This is a genomic window from Sediminibacterium sp. FW305-C-61 (assembly GCF_058231065.1).
This window is the reverse complement of sequence record NZ_JBIQXR010000003.1, coordinates 355,621-381,058: the sequence shown is the minus strand read 5'-3', so window position 1 is coordinate 381,058 and position 25,438 is coordinate 355,621. Positions and strand designations below refer to the sequence as shown.

Annotated in this window: 20 protein-coding genes; all 20 read right to left on the bottom strand. The window is 41.1% G+C overall.

Annotation, left to right across the window (positions count from 1 at the left end; genetic code table 11):
* Nucleotides 1-240: 240 nt before the first annotated feature.
* Entirely contained in the window at nt 241-2,103 is a 1,863-nt protein-coding gene (locus tag ACH30E_RS10610) for a protein-disulfide reductase DsbD family protein (RefSeq protein ID WP_490824799.1), read from the bottom strand.
* 1 nt (nt 2,104) lies between these two features.
* On the bottom strand, nt 2,105-2,743 hold the full coding sequence (locus ACH30E_RS10605; protein WP_490824798.1) for an outer membrane beta-barrel protein: 639 nt from the start codon (nt 2,741-2,743) through the stop codon (nt 2,105-2,107).
* 66 nt (nt 2,744-2,809) lie between these two features.
* The gene (locus ACH30E_RS10600) at nt 2,810-3,253 is read right to left on the bottom strand and encodes a hypothetical protein (protein WP_490824797.1); all 444 of its coding nucleotides are present in this window, start codon (nt 3,251-3,253) and stop codon (nt 2,810-2,812) included.
* On the bottom strand, nt 3,250-5,904 hold the full coding sequence (locus tag ACH30E_RS10595; RefSeq protein WP_490847341.1) for an outer membrane beta-barrel protein: 2,655 nt from the start codon (nt 5,902-5,904) through the stop codon (nt 3,250-3,252). The genes ACH30E_RS10600 and ACH30E_RS10595 overlap by 4 nt, the downstream gene beginning before the upstream one ends.
* A gap of 95 nt (nt 5,905-5,999) precedes the next feature.
* Nucleotides 6,000-6,734, bottom strand: coding sequence for a hypothetical protein (locus ACH30E_RS10590; protein ID WP_490824795.1), 735 nt, complete (start codon nt 6,732-6,734; stop codon nt 6,000-6,002).
* 82 nt (nt 6,735-6,816) lie between these two features.
* The gene (locus ACH30E_RS10585) at nt 6,817-7,209 is read right to left on the bottom strand and encodes a hypothetical protein (RefSeq protein WP_490824794.1); all 393 of its coding nucleotides are present in this window, start codon (nt 7,207-7,209) and stop codon (nt 6,817-6,819) included.
* Complete coding sequence (locus tag ACH30E_RS10580) at nt 7,206-8,357, bottom strand: cysteine desulfurase family protein (protein ID WP_490824793.1); 1,152 nt, start codon at nt 8,355-8,357, stop codon at nt 7,206-7,208. The genes ACH30E_RS10585 and ACH30E_RS10580 overlap by 4 nt, the downstream gene beginning before the upstream one ends.
* A gap of 66 nt (nt 8,358-8,423) precedes the next feature.
* Complete coding sequence (locus tag ACH30E_RS10575) at nt 8,424-9,083, bottom strand: hypothetical protein (protein ID WP_490824792.1); 660 nt, start codon at nt 9,081-9,083, stop codon at nt 8,424-8,426.
* 95 nt (nt 9,084-9,178) lie between these two features.
* Nucleotides 9,179-9,505, bottom strand: a complete 327-nt coding sequence (locus ACH30E_RS10570; protein WP_490824791.1) for a hypothetical protein — start codon at nt 9,503-9,505, stop codon at nt 9,179-9,181.
* Nucleotides 9,492-9,935: a protein-disulfide reductase DsbD domain-containing protein gene (locus ACH30E_RS10565; RefSeq protein WP_490824790.1), complete on the bottom strand. Its 444-nt coding sequence runs from the start codon at nt 9,933-9,935 to the stop codon at nt 9,492-9,494. Before ACH30E_RS10565 ends, ACH30E_RS10570 begins: the two co-directional genes overlap by 14 nt.
* 459 nt (nt 9,936-10,394) lie before the next feature.
* Nucleotides 10,395-11,033, bottom strand: a complete 639-nt coding sequence (locus ACH30E_RS10560) for a hypothetical protein (protein ID WP_490824789.1) — start codon at nt 11,031-11,033, stop codon at nt 10,395-10,397.
* Between the two features lie 39 nt (nt 11,034-11,072).
* Nucleotides 11,073-12,725, bottom strand: a complete 1,653-nt coding sequence (locus tag ACH30E_RS10555) for a sodium:solute symporter family protein (protein ID WP_490824788.1) — start codon at nt 12,723-12,725, stop codon at nt 11,073-11,075.
* A complete protein-coding gene (locus ACH30E_RS10550; RefSeq protein ID WP_490824787.1) occupies nt 12,716-13,774 on the bottom strand; it encodes a UDP-glucose--hexose-1-phosphate uridylyltransferase in 1,059 nt (352 codons plus the stop codon). Before ACH30E_RS10550 ends, ACH30E_RS10555 begins: the two co-directional genes overlap by 10 nt.
* A 7-nt stretch (nt 13,775-13,781) precedes the next feature.
* On the bottom strand, nt 13,782-14,849 hold the full coding sequence (locus ACH30E_RS10545; RefSeq protein WP_490824786.1) for an aldose epimerase family protein: 1,068 nt from the start codon (nt 14,847-14,849) through the stop codon (nt 13,782-13,784).
* On the bottom strand, nt 14,842-15,984 hold the full coding sequence (gene galK, locus ACH30E_RS10540; protein ID WP_490824785.1) for a galactokinase: 1,143 nt from the start codon (nt 15,982-15,984) through the stop codon (nt 14,842-14,844). The genes ACH30E_RS10545 and galK overlap by 8 nt, the downstream gene beginning before the upstream one ends.
* Nucleotides 15,984-18,341, bottom strand: a complete 2,358-nt coding sequence (locus ACH30E_RS10535; RefSeq protein WP_490824784.1) for a glycoside hydrolase family 2 protein — start codon at nt 18,339-18,341, stop codon at nt 15,984-15,986. Before ACH30E_RS10535 ends, galK begins: the two co-directional genes overlap by 1 nt.
* A gap of 169 nt (nt 18,342-18,510) precedes the next feature.
* Nucleotides 18,511-18,600, bottom strand: coding sequence for a hypothetical protein (locus ACH30E_RS10530; RefSeq protein ID WP_490824783.1), 90 nt, complete (start codon nt 18,598-18,600; stop codon nt 18,511-18,513).
* A 231-nt stretch (nt 18,601-18,831) separates the two neighbouring features.
* Nucleotides 18,832-20,625, bottom strand: coding sequence for a M14 family zinc carboxypeptidase (locus ACH30E_RS10525; protein WP_490824782.1), 1,794 nt, complete (start codon nt 20,623-20,625; stop codon nt 18,832-18,834).
* Nucleotides 20,626-20,952: 327 nt separating this feature from the next.
* On the bottom strand, nt 20,953-22,512 hold the full coding sequence (ggt, locus tag ACH30E_RS10520; protein WP_490824781.1) for a gamma-glutamyltransferase: 1,560 nt from the start codon (nt 22,510-22,512) through the stop codon (nt 20,953-20,955).
* Nucleotides 22,513-22,690: 178 nt separating this feature from the next.
* The gene (locus ACH30E_RS10515; protein ID WP_490824780.1) at nt 22,691-25,402 is read right to left on the bottom strand and encodes a WD40/YVTN/BNR-like repeat-containing protein; all 2,712 of its coding nucleotides are present in this window, start codon (nt 25,400-25,402) and stop codon (nt 22,691-22,693) included.
* Nucleotides 25,403-25,438: the final 36 nt, after the last annotated feature.

Here is a 25,438-nt window from a genome sequence, read left to right as displayed (position 1 = left end):
ATTAGCTTATCTCAATATACAGGATTCTGGCTGTAATTGCAGCTTTTGTTGAGGGGGGGGGTGAATTGTCAATTGTGAATTGTGAATGGGAGGCGTGAATTGTGAATTGTGAATTGTGAAAATAGAAACCCCTTTATTGACCATTGACAATTGACAATTCACACCCCCCATTCACCATTGACCATTCAACAATTCACACCTCACACCCATATTGACCATTCACAATTCACACCTCACACCTCAATCCCCCACCCCACATCTCAGCCATTCCAAATACTGCCCGGCATTGGGGGTGTAGCCGATGGGGTGGGTTAATAATTTTCCTTCGGGGGTGATTGCTACGTAAAGGGGTTGGGTTACCTGCTTGAAATAGGTAGACTGAAAGTTGGCCCACTTATCTCCGATTGTTCGGATGGATGTTGATCTTTCTGATACGGGTAGTGGCGCTTTATCATCTACATAGAGTGAGAGTAGTATATATTTTTCTTTGAGCATGTTTGCGATGGCTGGTTTGCTCCAAACATTTTCTTCCATCTTCCGACAGTTGACACATGCCCAACCCGTAAAATCGATCAGGATGGGTTTATTGGTTGCTTTTGCTTTTTGAATGGCCACTTCGAAATCATTTATTATTGGAGAGAGCTGTTGATTCGTTGTGTTTTCATTTTGTTTGTATACACTATAATGTGTGGGTGGTGGGAAGCCACTCAGAAAAGATAAACCATTATGACCTTTTGGACCCAATGCAGGAAGCAGGTAAAGCGCGAACAATATTATACCTATCGCTAATCCAAACCTAAACTTACTGATCTTCCTTTTCCCTTGCCTATACCATTCGCCCATATTCAACAGGTAAATACCCATGGCGATAAATATCAATACCCATATCCCGATAAAAACCTCCCGCTTTAAAATACCCCAGTGCATGACCAGGTCTGCATTGGATAAAAATTTAAAGGCAAGTGCCAGTTCAATAAATGCCAGTGATTTTTTAAATGTCTCCAGCCAGCCTCCCGATTTAGGAAGTTTCTTTAACCATTGCGGAAAGATGGCGAATAGTCCGAAGGGCAGTCCCAACGCGACGCCAAATCCTGCTAGTCCTGCCGTGAGTAACCATGCCCCACCAGATAAAGTGCCCACCAGCAACGAGCCCAAAATCGGGCCTGTACAGGAAAAAGAAACAATCACCAGTGTGAGCGACATAAAAAATATCCCAGTTTGCTTGGATGCTCCAGTTGCCAGAGAACTGGGCAATGAAATGGTAAAGAGTCCAAAGAAAGAGAGTGCAAAAAACAAAAAGACCAGAAAGAAAATCAGGTTGAGGGGAACGCTGGTTGCGATATTATTGAGTAGCTCTGGTTTTAATCCTTTTACCAGATGGAAGGGAAGTGATGCGGCAATATAAATCAGGAAAATAAATCCACCATACAACACCCCATTTTTTATCGCCTGTTTTCTGTTTGATGCCCGATGCGTAAAAAAAGAAACCGTAACAGGTATCATCGGAAAAACGCAGGGCGTTAATAAAGCGAGTAGTCCACCGGCAAGTCCAAGTAAAAATATCTTCCATGCAGAGGAAGCCTTTGTTCCCTGGCTTGCTGAACCACAATCATACAACGGATTTAACAAATCCAGGTTAGTCAAGTCAATAACGTTTGCAGCATCTACCTCTCCTCCTTCCAACGCTACTTCAAATGGAAATTCAAAAGAAAGAAACTGATCATCTTCTCTATAAAAACCATTCATACGTCCTTTTAAAACTTTGGGGACTTTACTATTAAAAACGAGTTCCGCGCTTAAGTTTGTTCCTGTTTTGTAAACCCTGCTTTTGTCGGGCGGGAAAATGGGATCAATTTCTTCGATACTCGTTCCTGTTATTTCAGAAAGTTTGCCTGTTGCATTCAGCAGTTCTATTATCGGTCCGGTTAATGCCAATTTTTTATTAGTGGCATAAACAACGGTTGATTTGCTTCCTTTTATTTCAATGGATAGTGTATATTCTTTCTCCGACTTTGCTTTTGCCTGTACGTTAAACGATAATTGCGCTTGCGCAGAAAATGCTGCGGTTTGTAACAGCAGCATTACAAGAATTCCTTTGTTCATCCTATTTTGCTTTTTTTGCCAGTCTGTAAATAGCGCCAATACTCAGGGTGCTGAATTTTCCCTGCAGTGCATTATTTGATGGATCTCCGATTCGTGAAAGTCCATGGCGATAACGTGCTGACAGACCGAAACGGTTGGGAAGGTATTCAAGGGTTGTTTGAAGGAACCATTGTGTTTGATTAGTGTGCTGGTAAATATCCTGTTCTACCCCATTCGTTTTTTGATACCCATTAAGTGCCAAGGATAATTCCGGGCCTGCTTTCATCATCCATTGTCTTTTTTTACCCAGGTGCAGTCCAAACTGTAACGGCAAATCCAATGTTGCCATCCTTATACCATTAGCAGTATTACCTGTTCTTAATTGGGACAATGCTATCTCTGGATGAATAAAAAAAGCTTTACTAACCGGCACACCAACGACAAAATGAATTCTCCAGCCCTGTGCGGCGGATAAATATCCCGGGGCATTTGCTGCCCTTAAAATGGCATACTGACCTGAAGCTCCTATTGCAAATACAGAAGCAATACCATTGCCTTTTGCATCACCGGCCCAGTTAAAACTGAATTCATTTCTTTCTCTTTGTGCATGGATATTGCTAACCACTGCAAGAAAAAACAAAGTTGTGTATAGCTGTTTCATTGGTTTAGTTTTTAAAAAGTAAATGCAGGGTATAGAAATACCCCGCTTATGAGTGACCTGCATGAATCACTCATGGCTCAGATTGTTGTCAGACATGTCTGGTTTTGCTGCTTTTATGTTTTTAATTTTTATATGCGTAAGTAACCAGCCATTTTTACCTTCAGCAAATGGCGGTCTGCCAAATTTGAATGCGCTATCAGCTAAAACACGGAAGATGATACTATCGCCTGCTTTACAATTTTTGAAAATCGGGAATGCATCAGCAGACAACTGAGTAGAATCAAAATGCATCCACTCTGTATGTCCGTTTGCCCTACTATCCCTTAACAAGGAATCATTGAAATACTGTTGTACATCTATTTCTATCCACTGTCCATATTGCACTGTACTCCCTTTTCCTTTCGCTACAATACGGTATTCCATGCCTGCTTTTCCTTTGGTAAAAGCATTGTTATCGCATGCTGTACAAAAAATAAAAGCCAATAGAAATACCCGATAAATGATTTTCATGATCCTGCTTTTTTAAAGTTCCAGACAAAACTTAAAAGCCATAATTGCTGTTGCATATTCACATTCGATTGTTCAATGTATTGTTCGCCTGCATACTGTTGCACTCCTTTGTTCTGGTCCAATAAATCAAAAGCACTTAACCTTATTTCTGCCTGACGGTTTGCTAAAAAATATTTTGACAAAGCACTGTTCCAGACTGTTACCTGGTTTGCCTGTAATCCGGACTGTGCAGGGTTGTTTGCAATAGAGAGATCACTGTTAATTAATAAACCGCCTGGTAATTCGTACCGAAGGTTCATACCATAATTTGAGCATAACAATTCAATTTTCCGGTTACCGATGGTGTAGTGCGTGCTGGAATAATCAATGTTTGCCTCTCCTTCAATGGAAAGCCCGGCCAGCGGCTCACAACGCAGACTTACAAATGGAGTAAGTGCAATTTGCTCCTGCACATTTTCTAGTTGATTGATGATACTTTTATCTCTTTGTGCCCTTATTCTTTGACCAAGGCGAAGCATTCCTGATTTTTCAAAAACGGGTATACTATAATTGATTGAAGCATTGACATCATATATCCCATTGATGTTGACCATCTGCTGTTCCTGCACACCTCCTTGCAGTAGTTGTGTGGAGGGTGTTATTTTATTGGTGGTAAGGTTAAGTCCAAGATCCAACATCAGGTACCTGGCGGTTTTTCTGTCGGCTTTTACATAGGAGATATTCCAGCTATGGTTAAAAGAGGGACGTAATGCAGTGTTCCCTTTTTTTATGAGCAGGGGATTTGTAGGATCAATCAATGGTTGTAGCTGATCTGCACTTGGCTGCTGGCTCCTGCCTGTATAACGAATGAAGAGTTGGGTCTGTGTATTTATTTCAACCTGCATAGAAGCCCTTGGCATCCAGTTAACCGTTGTTTGGTTCACACTATTTCCTTTACCACTGAGTACTTCGTTTTGCTGTAAAGTGTAAAGGCTCGCCAATCCTGCCTGGTAACGAATTTTTTGGTGGGAAATATTTATACCCATGGCTGCCCGATGTGAGCTATTGGACGACAGAAATTGATTACTCGTGAGTGAATCATACTGGTCATAAAATCCTGTTGCCGCATTATAATTATAACTAGCCCTTGTTGCCTGGCTATTTTGTTGTTGATAGGTATATTGAAAGTCGAGGATTTTACCCTTTGCGATGGGCTCTGTATAAAATGCCTGAATACCGATATTATTTCCATCAAGGGTTCTGGCAGATTGCTGGTCTAACTGTTGGAAACTGCTACTGGTTTGCAATGCCCGATCTTCATCAGTGTTGCTGTCATTATAGCTAAACCCAATCACGGCACTCCTGCCCGGTTTCTGAAAACGCCGGCGATAGGAAACTGATCCGCCCAATTGTAACTGGGTAGCGCTTTCTGATTGTCTCCGGTGCACCTGATTAATCAGTGATTGCATACCATTTTTTTCAGAACGCAGCACGGAACTATCGATCGTATGTTCATCCGATTTTTGAAGAGATATATTGGGACGGAAAACAATGGATTGCATACTATCTGTCTGCCATACCAGGTCACCCCGGAACTGATGTTGTAATTGTGCAGTTTGTTGTGTTTGGCTACTCGCTTTATTTAGGATTGAGTCTGTTAAAAAATCTCTCCGTATGCTGTTTCTTCGTATTCTATTATCGATATCACTCATACGGTAACTAAATCCGCCGGATATTTTATTTGAAAAGCGGTTACGGTAATTGATCATCGCTTCCCTGCTCTTTTTATCCCCTGCCGAACCTCCCATCCTGGGTAATTCGTTGTAGCCCTTGAAAAGATCGTTTAGGGTATTTTCATTTATGCTCAGGTTTAACCACTCGTTGGGAGATAATTTTTGCAGGCTACCGCCTACACTATACTTTCCACCGAGTGCCTGGGCACCATATGCTTTCCCTACGAGCATATTGCGCATATCTTTTTTCATCCTGAAATTCAATGCTTTTGTGCCACTGAAATCTTTGATTCCGGAGAATCTGCTTTCGTCACTTTGCTGATCAAAGGCCTCGACTGCTGCGAGCATATCAGCGGGGAAATCTTTGGTGAGCAACTTGGGGTCACTGAGTAAAAATTCTTTCCCATCTACATATATCTTTTCTACTTTTTGTCCTTGTACGGTCACATTACCATCTTTATCCACCTGCACACCCGGTAATTTTTTCAGGAGTTCCTGTACAGATGCATTGGGACCAAGTTTATAGGCAGCTGCATTGTATACAATCGTATCTTTTTTTACCAGCACAGGAGGTATAGATGCTTTTACTACGACGCCTATTAATGAAGTGTCTGGGGCAGTTTCCATTACAATTGCATCCAATATCAATAAGGTATCTGTTGATCTTACGACTAATTTTTTTTCTACTGTTGCGAAACCGAGGAATTGAAGTTGCAGTATATAGTTCCCGGCGATAACCCTTCGTAACTGAAAACCCTGGCGGGTGCTTCTTGTCTGTCGCAGAACCGCGCTATCTTTTGCTCTTTTTAATTGAACGGTGGCACCTTCCAGTGGTTGTCCCGCAGCATCTTTCACACCTGCCTTAATAACAGCCTGCGCTGAAAGCTGATTCAGGGAAAAAGTGAAAAGTAGTAGTATGAAAAATATATACTTCATCATTGTTTTTATAATAATCGGCGGGTAATGAAAATTACCCGCCTTTGGGTGGCCGAGACCGCCCAGAGGGTACTTGTAATACCATGCCCCTGTGCTGCTCAGGTATTCACAGGCTGAGTTGCTACTCCCTGCAGGTGCATGTTGATTACAGGAAATTTTTCTTTCCTCTTACGGTAGGCATTTGTTTCGATATATCTGGCTACTACCTTGATCCGATAATGGTCTTTTATAAAATAACCGTTGCTGATGCTGTCCAGGTGTTTTTTGGCCACCAGTATATTATCACCGATACGTTCGAATAGTTCTGTACAATGCAGACTTCTTTCCCATGCTGTCAGGATGCCGAAAACAACCACTACATTTCTTCCATAACATATCCTTGTATAACCCGGCACTTTATCACACGCTAAAAAATCAATCTGCTCCAATGGAATTTTATGATAATGCCATTGTGATTTAACGATCATACAATCTGCCAGTAATATATTGTTGACAGATCTTAACCCTTTTTCCAATCGTTGAAACTGAGATGGACGAAGGGGCTCCCGTACATGTATTGCCACCTGGTGATCGAGGTATTCCGGAAAGCAATCTCTTCGGCCACTGATCAGACCAAATGAATGCAGCACCATGAATTGTTGCAACAAATGCAACTGCCATTGACCGGGGTGTAACAATACCACGTCGTAAGGCTGTGCTGCTGCTTTTTTTATGATCTCGGTTTCCGTTTTAGCGAACTGTACCTCATAATCGTTCCCGGCAAGCCATTCTCCCAGTCTTATATAATCTGTAAGCTGGATGGTGATGATCAGACACTGTTTTTTAAGGTTCATGTTTTTATTTTAAAAGACCGGGCATCCTGGAAAGGAACCCGGGCATGTGATTTCCCAAACCACATGAGAAAACTACTCTTCTTTAATTAGTATGAAACTGTAATGCCTCCCTTGGTAATAAAGGTTTACGCCAGTTATTTTCAGCAGAACGGATCGCGATGCTCCATTCTTCATAGCTGGCATTTGCATACAATGGTTTTAATGTTTCAATGGTTGGTTTTTTCATTCCCATCAGGTCATGTATTTCAAATTCGAAATACACGATATAGTGAAGTATACGCTTGCGTACAGACATCAACTGTACCCTTTCGGCATCATCCAGTTGCGGGAATACATTTTCAAGCACTTTAATACCTACTGCAGCTTCCATCACCAATTCTTTCATAGCATGGAGCAGCTCAAGTTCTCTAACCGCAGGGTCAGATGCCATATTCACTAACTGGGCCTCCAGTTTGTATAAAATATTGCGGATCATACTAAAGGATTTTCAGCGGTGATAGATTCGCCGATCAGTTGGTATTGAATAATATCCAATACACGGTTTATCTGCGGCAATTGATTGTATCGTGAAAAGGAAAAACGGATGTTAATCATTTGATCTGCATGAATGGCCGCCATCACTTTAGATGTTTTACCACTATTGCAGGCGGAGCCAGCACTCACAGAAATTCCGGCGATATCCAGTTCAAGTAATAAATGCTTACTTCTTTCAATATCCGGCAAACCCATATTCAATACGGTGTATAAACGTTGATCGTTTTTACTGCCATGCCTGATAGCACCCAGTTTTTCGAGTCCTTTCTGTAACAGGTTACTTAGCTGCTGAATATGATGGCTATCCTGCTGGTAATACTGCATGGCCATTTCAAAGGCTTTGGCCATTCCAACAATACCTGCTACATTTTCTGTTCCTGCACGCATACCATTTTCATGCGAACCACCTGTTTGTATAACCTGCAGGCCGAGGTCCTTGCGCATCCATAACATACCTACTCCTTTCGGACCATGGAATTTATGTGCCGACATGGTCATCAGGTCCACAGGTATTTCAGACAGGTTCATTGGAAAATGCCCCATTGTTTGTACGGTGTCGCTGTGAAAAAAAGTTTTGTATCGTGAACAGATCGTACCTACTTCCCATAAATCGATCATGGTGCCGATTTCATTGTTGGCATGCATGAGTGATACCATTGTATGACCATGACCATCTGCCAGATAAGATTCCAGTTCTTTCAAATCCGGGCGACCTTCCCTATCAACATTGAGTTGTACGAATTCTATCTGCCCTTGCCAGGTCAAATCACAAAGTGTATTGTACACACTGGAATGTTCGATACGTGTACTGATGACCCTGGTTATTTTTTTTGCTTTGATCAATCCGCGTAAAGCCAGGTTATTTGCTTCAGTACCACAGGATGTAAACACCAGTTGTGATGGACTGGTATGCAATAAGCCTGCAATTTTTTTGCGTGCATTTTCAACCGCCAGTCTGGCAATACGCCCTTCCTGTCCTGGTGAAGAGGGATTACCAAATTGCTCAGTCAGGTAAGGCATCATGGCTTCCAGCACTTCCGGAGCAATAGGTGTAGTGGCTGCATTATCGAGATAAATTCTTTTCATCATTTTGTTATTTAAAGAGCGCCATTCCTGGATGCTAGTTGCTCAAAAAAGCATTCCGTTAAGACTGCCCTAAATAAGTTCTTCATTATAGGTTTTCTTTCTTGTTTTTAAATACCTGTCACGAATAGGAATAAATCCGCCCCTGAATGCAAACCCTTTGTAAGTAATATTATGTACCATGTGAACAGGTACGGCCAACTGATCGCTAATTCTATCCATGCAATTATCCGGTAACAATTGCAGTATGGTAGTTAGGTTTGCATTGACCAGGTGATCCCCTTCTGTGGTATGAATTATTACCTGACCTGGCGGTATTTTTTTTATCAGTAAAATAGTATGTACCCGTATAATCTGCAGCCTTCTGTTTTCCATTACGTGGATGCGTTGCAGATCCTCCTGACTTTGTGGTTTTATAGTTGTTATTATTGACTGTAATACCTTGACTGAATATGGCAGGTTCCAGTAAGGAATATTATCATCGTTTAAATGTTCCAGTTTATCCAGTTGTGTTCTTACCAATACCAGTTTAGGCGGTTGTTTTGTAGCAAGTAATAGTTCAGCGATTTTTGGATGATAGAGACGTACCGGACAAAAAACCAAAAGGAATCTGTCTTGCTGTAATGCTGCTCTTAGTTCATACAAATGAACTACCCTTTGCACCCGAAAATATTTTTCAAGTGCCTTGACTGCCAAATCAGGAAAGGGTTCTATAATGAGCATTTTATCCATTCAATTCAGGTTCCGATATTTTTAATAGCCGGGTCTGTGGAAACAGACCCGGGAGTGCACTTCTTTTTTTAAACCTAATGCACATGAGAAAATGATTATTGCATCCTGCTGTGTACCGGTTTCAAATGCACACATTGCAGGTTGAGTTTTGTTGTCAGTTGTTTTATCCTTTCCGCATCCATCGGTGCATAAAATGCCGTTATCTGGCGCTGATCGGATCTTATGTTCACCCTATGCGCTCCCTCCTTCATTAATATCCCAATCAGCACTCCCTCATTACAACAAGTATCGGTGTTGATACAGATCTGCTCATTTGCTACCGTAGGATAGCGCAACCCATAGGGCATCAGGTATGCTTTATGGGGCGACTTGCAAGACAGCAATCCGGCAAGTCCTGCAAGTATCCATTTATTGTACCGCAAGGGAAAAGCTTTGTTTTTTGGGTGGCAAACATTCACTGTCGTTACAAACCATGTATTCGATAGTTCCGCTGATATTGGTTTTAATTTTTCGCTTTAGTTTAAATACCTGTACAAACTCTACTGTACCGTCGTAGTATTTTACATCCACCCCAAACACTTCTTCTCTTTTGGTAATCATTTTACCCTGTTCTTTTACCTGCTCCTCCAAATCAATCATCGGATTCTTATTGAATGCTATGGAGGTAGGAATAGGTCCACCCTCTGGTGTTGACTGTGAATAAATATGCCAGGGCTTATTCACAGCAGCTTTAGCCGACCAGGAATACAGCCCCTCACTTATTTTTTTTACACTAAACTGCCATTGCACCGGGTTTTGCGCATTGCTATAATACGCGAGCAATAAGCATAAGCTGATGAATAATTTTCTCATACTTAAGGTTTAAAAAAGGGGACTCGCCTGCCCATATTATTGTTTGGGTTCGCCCCCTGGTTCGACCAAGAACCGATTAAAAGATTAACACAACCGTTCCCAAAATGGGAGCTGTTTGATAATGTATAGACGCTTGAGAATGGGAAAGGGAGTATTGAGGGAGGGGATTTTTTTTGGGGGGCTAGAGGTTAGGTGCTGGGTACTGGGAAAAACCTATCTAATCGCACGGGATTGTTCAATTAGGGAGTGTTCAATTAGGGAGTGTTCAATTAAATGTGTCAGTTAATGGCTAATAGCAAACCCCTAATACCTGGCACCCAGCACCCAGTACCAAAAAACCGGGCATCCTTAAAAGGAGCCCGGCTCATGCAACTAACGATTACAAGCATGAAGAAAACTAACATTTTATATATGACTGATGGCAACTGAATTTGTACACCCTGCTCCATCAATTCATTCTCATTTCTCATAAGGAAAATTCCGCGACACTTTGCGCATCATTCTTTCCATCAACTCATTGGCATTAGAGAAAACACCCTCATTCATTTCTTTATAAAAACGCCAGAGCAGCATACCATCTGCTCCATTGTTTACCTGCATGGTTAATGCACCCGATCCAGTCTTGGCGCCGATTCCTCCGAAGAGTAAAGTTTTAACGATTGCCCCTCCTTCACTACCTGTTTTCTCATATGCATAACTGCATTTGATAACCGCATCCACTCCCAATACATTGGCAATGGAATCCGGAAGCACTTCATCGAGCCGCTCATAGAGTCCTGCTTTTTTTAAGAGTACATTGGTACGCTCTGTTTCCTGGAAACTCACGGAATAATTTTTCGATTTCCTAAGCAGATAAGTATACATACCCTGTTGCATATTCACTCCCTGACTCGCTTCATCCGCTTTGTTTGCAGATGCATCGTAGCCCTTGGGAATTTTCTTATAGGTGATGGTCACGCGGAAAGGAAGAATAGCCACTGTTTTATGTTTGGTAATTATGCTCTTTAACTGGGGTGATTCAAAAATTTGTTTATTGGTTTCCTGTGCAAAACAGGAAAGAGAAATAATCAGGACAAAACACAGTAAGATAGTTTTCATATAGCCAGGGTTTGGTTGCACGTATATTATTTGTTGGAATTACCTGAACCAGCAATTCAGTAACAGGGTTAACACAATCATCAGTAGGCCAAGCCAGAGTGGATTTTTGTACCAGTGTTTCTCCACAACTGTTTCTTTGGGTGTGAGACTGTAAACCAATCCCACCAGTGCTTCATTTGATTTTGGACGGGTACAAAGACTAACTACTACCGTAATCGCAAAACAGATGATAAAAGCAATCGAAGCCATCCAGAAAGCCTGTCCGGTACCGGAATAAAAATGATGCAGTTCAGTAATCCAACCACCCTTTCCCTCTGCGGTACTTAACCCATGGATCAATGCGGCGGAAAAAGTACCACTCACCAGTCCATAAAACGCACCATGACCCGTAGTTCTTCTCCAGAACATACCCAGAAAAAAAGTGGCGAACAGCGGCGCATTGACAAAAGAAAAAACCAGTTGTAATAAGTCCATGATAGAATTAAAGCTGCGAGCTACATAAGCCGTAGCGATGGAAATCAAAATACCCACAACAGTAGTGATCTTTCCTACATAGAGATAATGCTTGTCGGATGCCTGTGGGCGGATATGGGTCTGGTAAATATCAAAAGTAAAAACGGTATTAAATGCTGTTACGTTTCCTGCCATACCACTCATAAAAGAGGCGATGAGTGCAGTTACTCCAAGACCCAACAGTCCGGATGGATAGAGCTTTTGTAAAAGCAGAGGAAGCACCATATTATAATCCGTATCACCACCTGCATTTTTCGGAAGATCAAATTCAGCGAACTGATCCTGCAAAGCAAGCAGTATGATACCCGGCAAGATCACAATCACCGGCATGAGTATTTTTGGGAAACTCGCGATGATCGGTGTAAGCCTTGCCTCACGTTGGTTACGCGCAATCATTGCTCTTTGCACTACCAGAAAATCCGTGCACCAGTAACCAAAAGCAAGTACAAAGCCAAGACCAAAAATCATACTAAAAGCGTCTACTCCCATGGGGTTATTGGCCGCATTGCCCATCCCCTTCCACAGATGCAGTTTTGCATCACCCACGTGCTGTATGATACCATTGATACCACCTGCTTTTTCCAGTCCTATAAATACAAGCGGCGCAATTCCTATCACAATCAGAAAAAACTGCAACACTTCGTTGTAGATGGCACTGGTAAGTCCACCCAGAAAAATATAGACCAAAACAATCAATGCTGCAATCCAGATAGTAGTATCAAAGTTCCATCCAAGAATCACTTCCATCAGCATGGCAAGTGCATAGAGTGAGATACCCGAGGAAAAAACCGTCATGCCTGCAAAGGAAAATGCATTGAATGTTCTTGTCTTTTCATCAAAGCGAAGCTTAAGGTATTCAGGTACACTACGCGCTTTACTTCCATAATAAAAAGGCATCATGTAGATACCCAGGAAAACCATTGCAAATGCCGCACCCAGCCAGTAAAAATGGGTGGTATACAAACCATATTTGGCACCACTGGCCGCCATACCCAACACTTCCTGTGCTCCGAGATTAGCGGAGATGAATGCTAGTGATGTTGCCCAGAGTGGAATGGTTTTATTACTCATCAGAAAATCATTTCCACTCTTAACTCTTCGCTTCAGGTATAACCCTATACCCACTACAATTAAAAAGTAGATTGCTATGATGAGGTAATCAATAAATGCTAATTGCATAGAACTCTTTTTTTATAATGAATACCAGATAAAGCGCTTAGTTGCGCAGCGGCTGTTTCCGGACTGATATCCCTTTGTGCTTCGGCCAGCATTTCATAACCTACCATAAATTTTTTCACGGTAGCACTCCGAAGTAGTGGCGGATAAAAATGTACATGCCAGTGCCACCAGTTTCTCTTGATACCATTGACAGGCGACTGATGAATCCCTGAAGAATAAGGGAAAGAAATGCCAAAGAGGTTGTCGTAGCGTGTGGTTATTTCTTTTAGTATGGCAGCGAATGATGCCTGTTCGGCCCTGGTCATGGCTTCAATAGTTGCTGCCTGATTATGTGGTATCACCAAAGTCTCATAAGGCCATACCGCCCAGAAAGGAACCACAACGGTAAAATGTTCATTCGAACAAACGATGCGTTCTCCTGCTTTTTGTTCCTGTTTTAGATAGTCCGACAACAAACTGCGACCACAATTCTCAAAATAATTACGCTGCATTTTATCCTCTGTGGTTATTTCAACAGGAATAAAATCTCCTGCCCATATCTGTCCGTGCGGATGTGGGTTGGAGCATCCCATTATCGCTCCCTTGTTTTCAAAAATTTGTATATAACGGATCTGGGGTATCTCACGCAAAGATTTGTGTTCTGCTATCCATACAGCCACCAGTTCATTCAACTGTTGTAAGTCGAGCTCGGGTAAACTCAAATCGTGCCTGGGAGAAAATAAAACAACACGACATCTTCCGCTGACCAGTTCGAAATTAAACAGAGACTGAGGTTCGGGAAATAATGTCTCCGAACTGTTTAATATGGCAGCAAAATCATTATCAAAAACATAGACACCGGGATAAGCAGGGTTTTGTACCCCACTGGTTCTGGTATTACCAGGACAGAGATAACAATCGTTTTGATAAGCCGGAATAGCTGGTTCATCCAGTGATTCGGTTTTTCCCAGCCAGGGTCTTTTAGACCTGTGTGGCGAAACAAGTACCCATTCACCAGTCAGTTGATTCAGTCTTCTGTGTGGATGGGAGGCTAATAATGCAGCAGTCATGAAAATATTATTGCGTCGAAAATTGATAACTGGATACGGTTCGGTAAACTTCTCCGGGTTTTAATAGGGTTGATGGAAATGAGGGTTGATTCGGACTATCAGGATAATGCTGTGTCTCCAGACAAAAGGCTGTCCTGAAATCATCCATACCCTTACGTAGTTTGTTCTTTGATTGCATAAAATTGCCAGAGTAAAACTGTAGTCCTGGTTCTTCGGTATAGATATCCATAACGATACCAGAGAGATCACCCACTACTTTTGCAGCATGTCGCATACCATCTCCATCAAGCACATAATTATGATCATAACCAAGGCCATAGATAAGCTGGCTATCCGTTTCATGAATACGACTGCCAATGTTTTGAAGCATCGTAAAATCAAATACCGTATTAGCCACGGGTGCGATCAATCCTGTTGGAATCAGTGTTGAATCTACCGGTGTATAATGCGAAGCATTGATTTGTAATAAGTGGTTTTCAATAGTACCACTACCTTCTCCGTTTAAATTAAAGAAAGCATGGTTGGTAAGGTTCACAATTGTAGGTTGATCTGTGGTTGCTTCATAAGCCATTCGTAACTGGTTATCATAAGTAACGGTATAAGTAACTTTCACGTTCAGGTTACCGGGAAAACCTTCCTCTCCCTCTTTGGATAGATAGGTAAAAATGAGTGTGGAATCTCCCTCCTGTTCTACCTGCCATTTTTGGTACTGAAACCCATTTTTACCGCCATGAAGCGTATTGGGGCCGTTATTCACAGAGAGCTGGTAAGCATTCTTGTCAATGGAGAACTTTCCATTCGCAATGCGGTTACCATAACGGCCGATGGTTGCGCCAAAATAAGGTTCTGTGCTTTTGGCATATTGCGCAATACTGTCAAAACCCACCACTACATCCGTGGGTCGGCCATTTTTATCCGGTACTACAAGACGCATCAGCCTGGCACCTTCTGCGCAAAAGAAAGCTTCCATACCCCTTTTATTGCAAATGGTATATACGCCTTCTTCCATCGTTTTTTCCTGGTTGCAACTGTATACAGTCACCACTGCCATCAGCAGGATCAATAGATTACGCATAGACATGTTTTATGGGTGAAGCACCATCTGAGGTTTCTGCGATATAAGCGGTTAATTTCCTGCCCATTGCTTTTTCATAAGCCGGTGCGAGTTTTTCCCAGAGTGGTTCAATCATTTCATCTTTGATGATATTGATGGTACATCCGCCAAAGCCGCCACCCATCATCCTGGCTCCAAGCACACCGGGCTCTGCAAGTGCCGCATCTACTAACCAGTCTAATTCCACACAGCTTACTTCATAATCATCCCGAAGACCCTTATGGGTTTCCGTCATTTTTTTTCCGAAAGCTTCGAGATCACCGATTTGTAAATCCACACAGGCCGATTGCAGTCTGGCATTTTCACGGATCACATAAGCGGCTCTTTTGCGAAGTGTTGGATCATCAACAAAATCATACAATATGGGTAATGTAATATCACGTAAGGAGCGGATATTGTCTGTATGCTTTTGTACTTTCTCTACCACTGCTTCACATTCTTCCCTGCGTTGGTTATAAGCGGTAGAAGCGAGGGAATGTTTGACATTGGTATTTAACAACACCATTTTATAACCCTGTAAGTGGAGTGGCACATAGCTATGGGTATGCATGGCGCAATCCAGTTTCAGCGCCATGCCTTTTTTTCCAAAAATACTGGCATAAGGATCCATGATACCACATTTCACCCCGGCAAATTTGTGTTCAGCCGCCTGAGCAATAAAAGGCATACTGAACCTTGAAAGCTGTAAGGCAAATAATTGATCGAGTGCCAGCAATACGGCACATTCCATGGCAGCAGAGGAAGACATACCTGCTCCTACTGGAACATCTCCTTCAATGAACATATTAAATCCTGTAATGGATAAATGTTTTTGGAAAAGCTGATCCACAATACCTAAGACATAATTAGACCAGTGTTTTTTTTGTGGACTGATTCCACTCATGCTAAATTCCAGTTGTTCATCAAACTGGCTTGCATAAAGTGATATTTGATCATCAGATCTTTTGCTGATATGCACCTGTACATATTTATTGATCGCAGCAGGCAATACAAATCCATTGTTATAATCCGTGTGTTCACCAATCAGGTTGATGCGGCCGGGTGCACGAACCGATAGATAATCAGTCCCAACTATATTTTCTATTATAGTGTTCATTATTGATGCTGAGCTATTGCTTCTTTAAATTGTTTTAACTCTTCCGGTTTTAAATTGCTGCCATATTTTTCAGTATAGGCTTTAGCCGTCGGTACAAAAGCAGCCCAGTCTTTCTGGTTATAGGTATGTACGGTTTTGGCACGCAGTAACATTTCTTCCCCAACAGCACCATAAGGTTTTACCTTCTCAGCAATTTCATCCCAATTGGGTTTGGCCTGTGCATTGGGAACAGCCGGAGCTATCAGGTCTGCATATACCATATTCATCAGTTTAACATGCAGTGGCCTGTTAGTATTCTGCTGTAAATGCTGGATCAATGGTTGAAAACCGGGGTCAGTTACTTTTTTAGTGCTCCCTTCCAGAAAGGCGAGATCATCCGCACTATAAGGTTTTGAAAGCATGGATATATAAGCCTGCCCGAATCTTTGTTTGCCTGCTGCATCGTTGTTTTGAATCGCCAGTTGTGTAAGTACTTTCAATGTCTGGTCATCACGTTTACCATTCAGGTAAGACTGCATAAGGTTCGCATATACCTGTGTGGGTTCTGTGAGGTCTGCATTGTCTGCACTTACTGCAGGCAGGCTGCCTGTAATACTATAAAGTGGCCGATGAATTTTTCTTAAATCTTCAAACGGTATTTTGATGACCTCCCGGTCATAAGTCATCAGTCCGTTTTGCTCACCTTCCACATCAAATGGCTGTGTATAGATAGAAGCCGAGAGCCCTTCTTTCTCCAGTAGTTGTAAGTGCTGGTTCATCATCTGGTATTTGGCTTTGAGTGCGGCTGGTGTTACATTGATATAACCCCAGGCGCTATTCGTGTTCCACTGGTGACCGGGAATGAATACACCAATACCACCGAACTCACCAAGCACTCTTGCTTTGCCCGGCATAGCTAGTGAATTCTTCGGATCAGGATAAGAATGCACATCGGTGATATCAGCAGATACATAAGCGTTTGGTGAAGGGCTTCTCAATTTTTCATTTACGTAGAGTATCTCACCGCTATGACCATTCACCAGTCTGGTAGGGTCCGTTTGTTTTACCCATTCGGTGAGTCTTTGCTGATCATAGGCACCCCATTTTTCATTGAAGAGTACCCATGTTGTAATGGAGGGATGATTATTCAATTGGGCCATCATTTCAGCACCTTGTTTCTCGAATATTTCTTTTGCTCCTTGCGGTAATCTTGGATTGGGTTGCACAAAATCCTGCCATACCAGCATCCCAATTTTATCGGCATGGTAGTACCAGCGTGCGGGTTCTATTTTAATATGTTTACGAATGGTATTAAAGCCCATGGCTTTGATGGCTTCGATATCAAACCGCAATGCTTCATCTGTAGGTGCTGTGTGCAAACCATCGGGCCAGAAACCCTGATCAAGTACACCGAGGTTAAAATAGGGTTGGTTATTCAGAAAAATCCGTTCATGCCCCTGTACATCTTTCTGCACGGAAACTTTGCGCATGCCGAAATAAGACTTCACCTGGTCATTACCCATTTTGATGTCCAGGTCGTAGAGGTAAGGATCGGCAGGTGACCAGAGTCTTGCTTTTTTAATAGGGATATTGATGAGCTGATTAGAATTACCTGTTGTGGTTTTACCATCAAGGGTAATAGTAATAGGTTCATCTGTAGCAGCACCTACTTTTATGGCTACAGATGACTTATCAATATTGGGGGTTATGGTTATTTGTGTGATGTATTTTTCCGGAACACTTTCCAGCCAAACTGTCTGCCAGATACCCGATGATGGTGTATAATATATACCAGATGGATTTAATACCTGTTTACCTCTTGGACCGATACCAGCATCAGAGGGGTCATACACTTTTACAACCAGTTCGTTTTCGCCTGCCTGTATATATGGCGTGATATCAAAACTAAAAGCGGTATATCCACCTTCGTGACCACCAATGGCTTTTCCATTTAAATAGATCCAGCATTGGTAATCTACCGCACCAAAATGAAGAATGGTCTTTTCACCGGTATTGGATTTAAGAGAGAATACTTTTTTATACCAGAGTCTTTCTGCTGGCTTAAGTGATTTTTTAACACCCGAAAGCGATGATTCCAGTGGATAGGGCACCAGTATTTTGCCTGCATAAGCAGGTGTAGTTGTAACTGAATCTGAAATAGCATAATCCCAGAGTCCGTTTAAATTAACCCAGCTTGCCTGTCCGTTAGGTAGGTTGTTTCTGGTTAATTGTGGACGAGGATATTCATTTAAGGCATTGGTGGGTGATACCTGTTTTGCCCATCGGGTGGCGATGGGGATGGTTGGTTGTTGGTAGGTTTGGGCAGTTACACAAAAAGGTAAAAGACTCAACAAGAGCCATCGACGAATAAGATACATAGTGCTGTTTTATGAGAAAAAATGCATCCACCCGTTTGGTTTATGAACGAGTGGATGAGAATAAGACGCTTGGGATGGGGGTTGGGAGTATTAGAAGGAAAGATTATTTGATTTTAGCAATAGTTGAATCCAACTTCAACAGAATGCTTGGTATATTTGCGCGGAATACTCATGTACCATCCCTCAACCGTACATTCATAAATCCGCCGTCTCCAAGGTTACCTGCTGCAAGGTGAACAACAGCCAGAACCAACTGCATGGCAATTGCTGAGTCTACAGCATTACCTCCTTTTCAGGATATATACACCTGCTTTGCTGGCTATTGGGTGTATTGATGACACAGCACCATTCTCGGCTAACACTGGTTTCTGCCTATTCCGATCATACAACCAATACTGGTCTTTGATCAGTGTTTGAGTATTGTAGGAAATAATAATCAGACAACTATGGCACATGTATGTTTCCGCATAAGTTCTTTTTACGATCCCGTTCAAAGTTTAATCTGCTGTTGAGTAACACCGCCGCGAATACTCTTTACAGAAATCAGATAGTCTCCCTTCCCTTCCACTACCCAGGTAATCTTAACTTCTCCACTCCCAGGTATATTGGTGATCTTTATTATTGCCGCATTTTCATTAGCTGTTTTGGGAATAGATGACGTGGATATGACTTGAAGCACTTTGCTCGCATTATTTATAGTAACCAAATCTGGAGGAATAATGCCGTGCTTCAGATCTGGCGAACTGTGTGTAGGTAACAATCCGCTATTGCGAACTACAACACTGACTTCCTGTGTATTCTTGTCGATAGGCTTAATTGTAGAATTGATAATTTCTACCTTGGCAGTCCTAAGTGCCATATAAAGTGTAAAAGCCATTTGACAGTGGGCATCTTCAAGAATTTGGAAACCAGGCTGTATTCGTCCATAAGTTTTTTTTGTTCCTCCAATTTCCACTTCGCCTAGGGTTGGATGCATAACCTTATGCCAAGGTAAAAAACCATCTCCAAATAAAATTTCATCTTGAAATTTACCATGTATTTCCATTGTAGAATCCCCAAACCAGTGCGATCCATGGAATTTTGAATAAAGTCTTGTAAAAAGCTCTGGTAGAAATGCATACGCCCCCCGGGCACCGTACATCCAATCTATCGATCTATACAATGTAAGCTTTTGCGGAGTTTCATTATACTCAAATCCCTGACAAATTTCAATTGCCTTTTCGCCAAACGTTTTATATATTAATTCATCCGCTTTATCAGCATTTGTGCTATCAACTGGTAAAAATTGTAAGCCTCTTGCACGAAAAAAAGCACCTGTAGCATTATGAAATGATTCTGCTACTGAAATGTTAGGATGAGTTATAAAGAAATCTCGAACAACTTGTTGTTCTTTTTGTGGAAATGCACCAAATTTTCTAAAGTCAGCACGCTTGGAAATTTCAACACTATCTCTTGCATTAAACCACCAATACCAATTTCTATTTAAATCATATTTCGACACTGACAAATCATTCTTCTGTACAATCCCCTCGCTGATTACTTCATATTTGATTCTTCCTTCAACTGGTTTCGATTCATTAAATAATATCATTTGCCATGGTCTCTGTGGGCTTTCAATATATCTTCCTTTCGAGGAGGGAATTCTGATTTCTGTCAAGTGCTTATCTCCATCTAAATCCATAGCCCAATTATGATATCGATCATTAGTAAGACTTTGCGAGACCAAAGCATCATCATTTATTTTCATATTAAATCTCGGACTCGATTCACTACCAGCTACATGTATAAAATGATCACGGGCATCAGGATTGATTGATGGAAGGATGTAAAAAACTTTTTCACGCAACAACTTTTTGATAACTGGATTTTCTAATGTCATTTCAGTTAAATACCATGCAGTATAGAGAGAAAATTCTGCCCCCTGTATTTCATTACCATGAATATTTCCCTCAAGGTATATACCAGGTTTTTCATCTGGTTGACCCACCGAAAAATCTGTGATAGTCAAACACCAAATATCTCTTCCAAGGTAAGACTTTCCAATTGAACTAACCTTAGCCAATTTAGGATAGGCTTTTTCAATTTTTCTCATAATATCGTATAACCCCTTACTATCGTAATATCGATACCATAGAAAAGGAACCCTTGGATTTGACGGCATTCCGTCTGCCTTAAGTATATTACTAGCAGACTGTCCATATGATAATGAAACAAAGCTTCCTATTGCTAAAAAAATAAAAATTATAAACAATATTTTAATTCGCATATGATTTCCTCTTTTCATACTTATTTATATTAATATAATTATTCTCGAAATAGTTGATATAGGTTACCAGATTGAGCAGTTTTGGGATTTTCAGACTTGTTTAACTAGTTACTCCTAATGTTCAATAAAAAATTAAACCAGCTACCCTTTCATATTTTTACTCGTTTATATAATAGCACATTTTGAATTAAGTAAATTGCATATGATCATTCCCACTGAACACTCTACTACATCTGGAATTATTTTTATCGGCATTTTTTAATTTAGCACATGCAAAAAGGGGTAAAATGACCTAGCACTTCTTTTTTGCAATAATGCAAGTAAACACTTGCCAGCTATTATTCGTCAATACCCCTCAGCACAACCAATCTGTGAAACAACCTCCAAATATTTGTAATCTGAAATTTTGATGACTTCCAGCGCAGCCCCCACAGATCTACCATTTAATTGATAGCCGATTTTTTTCAAAGCTTTTGCAGTATCTGGATTAAATTTTCCAGCGAGTATATCTGGTATCCACTTATGATGAAATTTTGTGCTTTTGACGGCATCAGTTGCCGACATCTTAAAATCAATTACGTTCACTATCGTCTGGAATACTGATAGTGGAATATTAGTGCCACCAGGTGTTCCCAATACCATGAATAAATTATTGTCTTTAGTGATGATCGTAGGACTCATGGAACTGAGCATACGTTTCCGAGGTTCAATCTGATTTGCTTTACCGCCACCACCTGGATAATTGCCCTTTCCGGGATTCGTAAGAAAGTCAAACATTTCATTGTTAAGAAAAAAACCTGCCCCACCTACTATCACTCCACTCCCAAAAGCACCGTTTAGTGTTGTTGTTACTGAAACAGCATTTCCTTGGGCATCGACCACTGAGAAATGAGTGGTTTCCTTACTTTCATTAGAATTTGAAAAAAATTCCAAAGGTGTACTCTCCCCTGCTTTTCCAGGTATAAAATCGCTCATAACCTCTTTTAAATGTTGCGCACTTACAAGCAAATCAACAGGAACTTCTGAAAAATCGCCATCTCCTAAATAAAGAGACCTTTCCTTGTATGCTCTTCGTTCAGCCTCTGCCATCAGATTGATGGCAGCAACAGAACCAAACCCGTAAGTGGAAACCGGATAAGGCTCAATCATTTTTAGCATTTGGTTTAAAAGGATGCCACCTCCACTTGGAAGTCCCATCGAAATCACTTCATAGCCCCGGTAAAAAAAACGATGCGGTTTTCTCCATATGGCTTTGTACTGTTTTAGATCTGCCATTGATATAATTCCGCCACCTCTTTGCATCTCGTCAACAATAAGATTTGCTGTATATCCTTCATAAAACTCTTTTCTTCCATTGTCTCTAATCCGCTTTAATGTGGCAGCCAACTCAGGCTGCACAAAACTTTCGCCTAGCTTTCTTTTAAGTTTACCGTCAAAGACATTAGGCATCGTATTTCGTTCTTGAGATACAACTGTGTACTGTATTTTAAAAGAATACCCTTTTTCTGCGAGATCAATTGCTGGTTGAATTAAATCCTTAAATGGCAGTTTCGCATAAGGCAGGCATTCAAAAATTCCAGCAATTGTACCTGGAATACCTGACGACAAATGTGCAGTTCTTCTAAGATCTTTTTTCCCTAATTCGCCTTTTTTTTGCCAAAACATATCTCTCGTTGCAAGAGCCGGGGCTGTCTCTCTGAAATCAAGCGTTTTAACCGTTCCATCTGCCATTCGAAGTGTAAGAAATCCGCCACCGCCAAGATTCCCTGCTTGAGGGTAAACAACTGCTAATGCCAACTGCATAGCAATGGCTGCATCAATAGCATTTCCCCCCTTTTGAAGTATGTTTAACCCAACTTTACTGGCAAGAGGATGAGCACTGGAAACCCCCGCATGCTCAGCCATCACTGTCCGTTGAGTGCTATGATCATATAAGTATGAAGGCCAAGTGGTATATTTTCTACTGATGCAACCCGGACTAAGTGCAATTAGTAAGGTTGAAAAAAAAATGATCTGTCTTTTATTATTCCTAATACACATAAGCTATTGATTCTTATCTTTTAAAACTATGTTGATATAATATCTACTCGCTACCCTCCTTCGCAAGTTTAATCTCTGGATAATTTGGTTTTACCCAACCTGGTACAACTTCATCGGCCGCATCTTCAACCTGAAATATTTGCGAATATTCTCTTCCTCCTATCGTTAATATAAGCTTGTATTCCCCTGGCTTTTTTATAATCCCACTATAATCTTTCCATTTAAAAAAATTTACGCCAGCTTTTAAGGGATAATTAGTCGAAATATGTTTCCCTCCACCTGGGTTCAAAAGAATACGTCCCATATGATCCTCAATCCGAACACTTGCCTTCCCTTTAATTTCCTTCTTTAAATAATAACTGATTGAGGTGCCCGGTTGTGTATTTTGAGTAATAAATAGTTCATTATTGTTCCCTAAAAAGCGAAATTGATAATCAGGTGGGATTAAGTAATAATTGGCAGGTTTCATAAAATGAACATCTTTCATACGGTTCACTTTTGTGAGCTCCTCCAAGTTACCAATGGGCAACACCCAAATGCTTCTTCCATGAGTGCCGATGATAAGATCTTGCTCTCTTGGATGAATCTCCATATCGAAAATTGCAACATCAGGAAGATATCCTGCTAATTTCGATATTCCTTTCCCCCTATATTTTGTCCAAGTTACACCTCTGTCAAGAGAGATAAAAAGCGAAAATTCTGTTCCTGCGAATAAAAGATCTTGGTTTTTCAATCCTTCCTTAATCACATAGCTAGATTCATTTTCAGGAAACTGTTCGCTAATCTTTTTCCATGTTTTCCCGTAATCTTCAGTTACGTAGAAGTAAGACTTTAAATCCTGATTGCGGTGACCGTCAAAGCTCGCATATGCACGCCCTGGAGAATGGTTAGAAGCATAAATATGAGAAACCCATGTATATTTAGGCAAACCTGTAATATTTGCTGTTATATTATTCCATGTTTTCCCGTCATCCATTGAAAGCTGAACATTACCACAATCAGTACCTACCCAAAGGACCCCTTTTATTAAGGGAGACTCAGAAATTGTCGTTATAGTTTGAAATACCTCCGCCCCGGATTCACCAGCCGGTCTTCCATTTATATCTAATAAAGGTTGATTCCATTCTTGCTTATTATGTGTAAGATCAGGGCTTATCATCGTCCAGGAATCTCCCCTGTTTGTACTTTTAAATAAATGATTAGCCCCATAATAGATAGTTTTGGAGTCCCAAGGAGAAAGTATAAACTTAGAATACCATCCGCCACGAAATCTATTTCTCCTTTTTCCACCCACACCTTCTGGAGTAATATTTTTTTGTTGACCCCAGCGTATATTATGACGAAATAATTCCCCTCCTCTTCCACCTGCGTAAACTGTTGACCAATCTTTTGGATCTACTTTACAGGTACCTCCTTCTGATGCCCCCCGCAACCATTGATTGTGCCTTGCTCCAACATATCCATTATTTGTTTGTGTCGGAATCATTACAGTAGGATTATCTTGTGGTGATGTAACTACATGATATAGCTTACGCATATCGTAACCTATTCCATAAGATTGACCTAATGGTAGCAATTGAAGATAGTCACAAAGACTATTTTCTCCATAACCAGTACTCCAACATTGTTTTACGCCAAGATCATCACCTGCAATGCTATGCCGCGGATTTGATGGATTGATCCACAATGCATGATCGTCACCAACAGTACCTCGGAATGTTTCGCCACGATCAGTTGTAAAATGTTTAGGATTTGCGTGATAAATTTTATTAACATCGACAGGGTCATAACGAAGGAGATTATTATAAAAGGGGCGTCCCCACTGGTCTGAATTTTTTGAATTGAAAGCTGCCATCTTTTTCCAACTCTCGCCACCGTCATCTGAAGTATAGAACCCACTTTCCGGTGCTTGTTCTGCACATGCGGCGGCATAGCGTCCATCCCTTCGGAAAATATCTATTGATATTCGACCAAAATGCACTGGATCAAGTCCTTTTGTTACTCTATACCAGTTTTCACCTTCATCTGTGCTACGATATATTCCACTTCCAGGTCCATTGTAACGGTACATGAAAGGAAGCCTTTGATGATCCCACGAGGTGGCAAGCAAATTCTTAGGATCCTTGTAATCAATTGCAATGTCTGCTATTCCAGAATTTTCATCCACATATAACACCTTTTTCCAGTTTATACCCCCATCAATTGTTTTATAAAGTCCGCGTTCATTACCAGGTCCCCAAGCGCTACCTGTAACTGCAACAAATACTATGTTTTTATCTTTTGGGTGAATGATAATTTTGCTGATACTATTGGAATTGTGAAGGCCCATATTCCGCCATGTTTTCCCTCCGTCAGTGGTTTTATACACCCCCCGACCCCAGCCGACACTATTTCGATGCCAGCTTTCGCCTGTACCAATCCAAAAAACATCTGGATCAGATTGAGAAAGAGCAATTGCCCCTACACTACCTCCACCATCCTTATCAAAAAAAACTTGATAAGATCGCCCTCCGTCAACTGTTTTAAATAATCCTCCTGAAGCCGACGCAACATAGAATATCATTGGATCTTTTTCTAAAACAGCTAAATCACTAATTCTCGATGGAATAAAAGGGCCAACGCATCGAATCGGCAAACTATTTATTATGTCAGAATCAGAAATGCCATTGCTATTGCTTAGTGATTGTGTAACAGAATTAAAATGAGTAGTGAAAACCAAACTGAAAAAACAATAAATAAAAGGCTTTTTGATCATGTCATTTTTTTGAGTTCATGCAAATAACTTTTAATT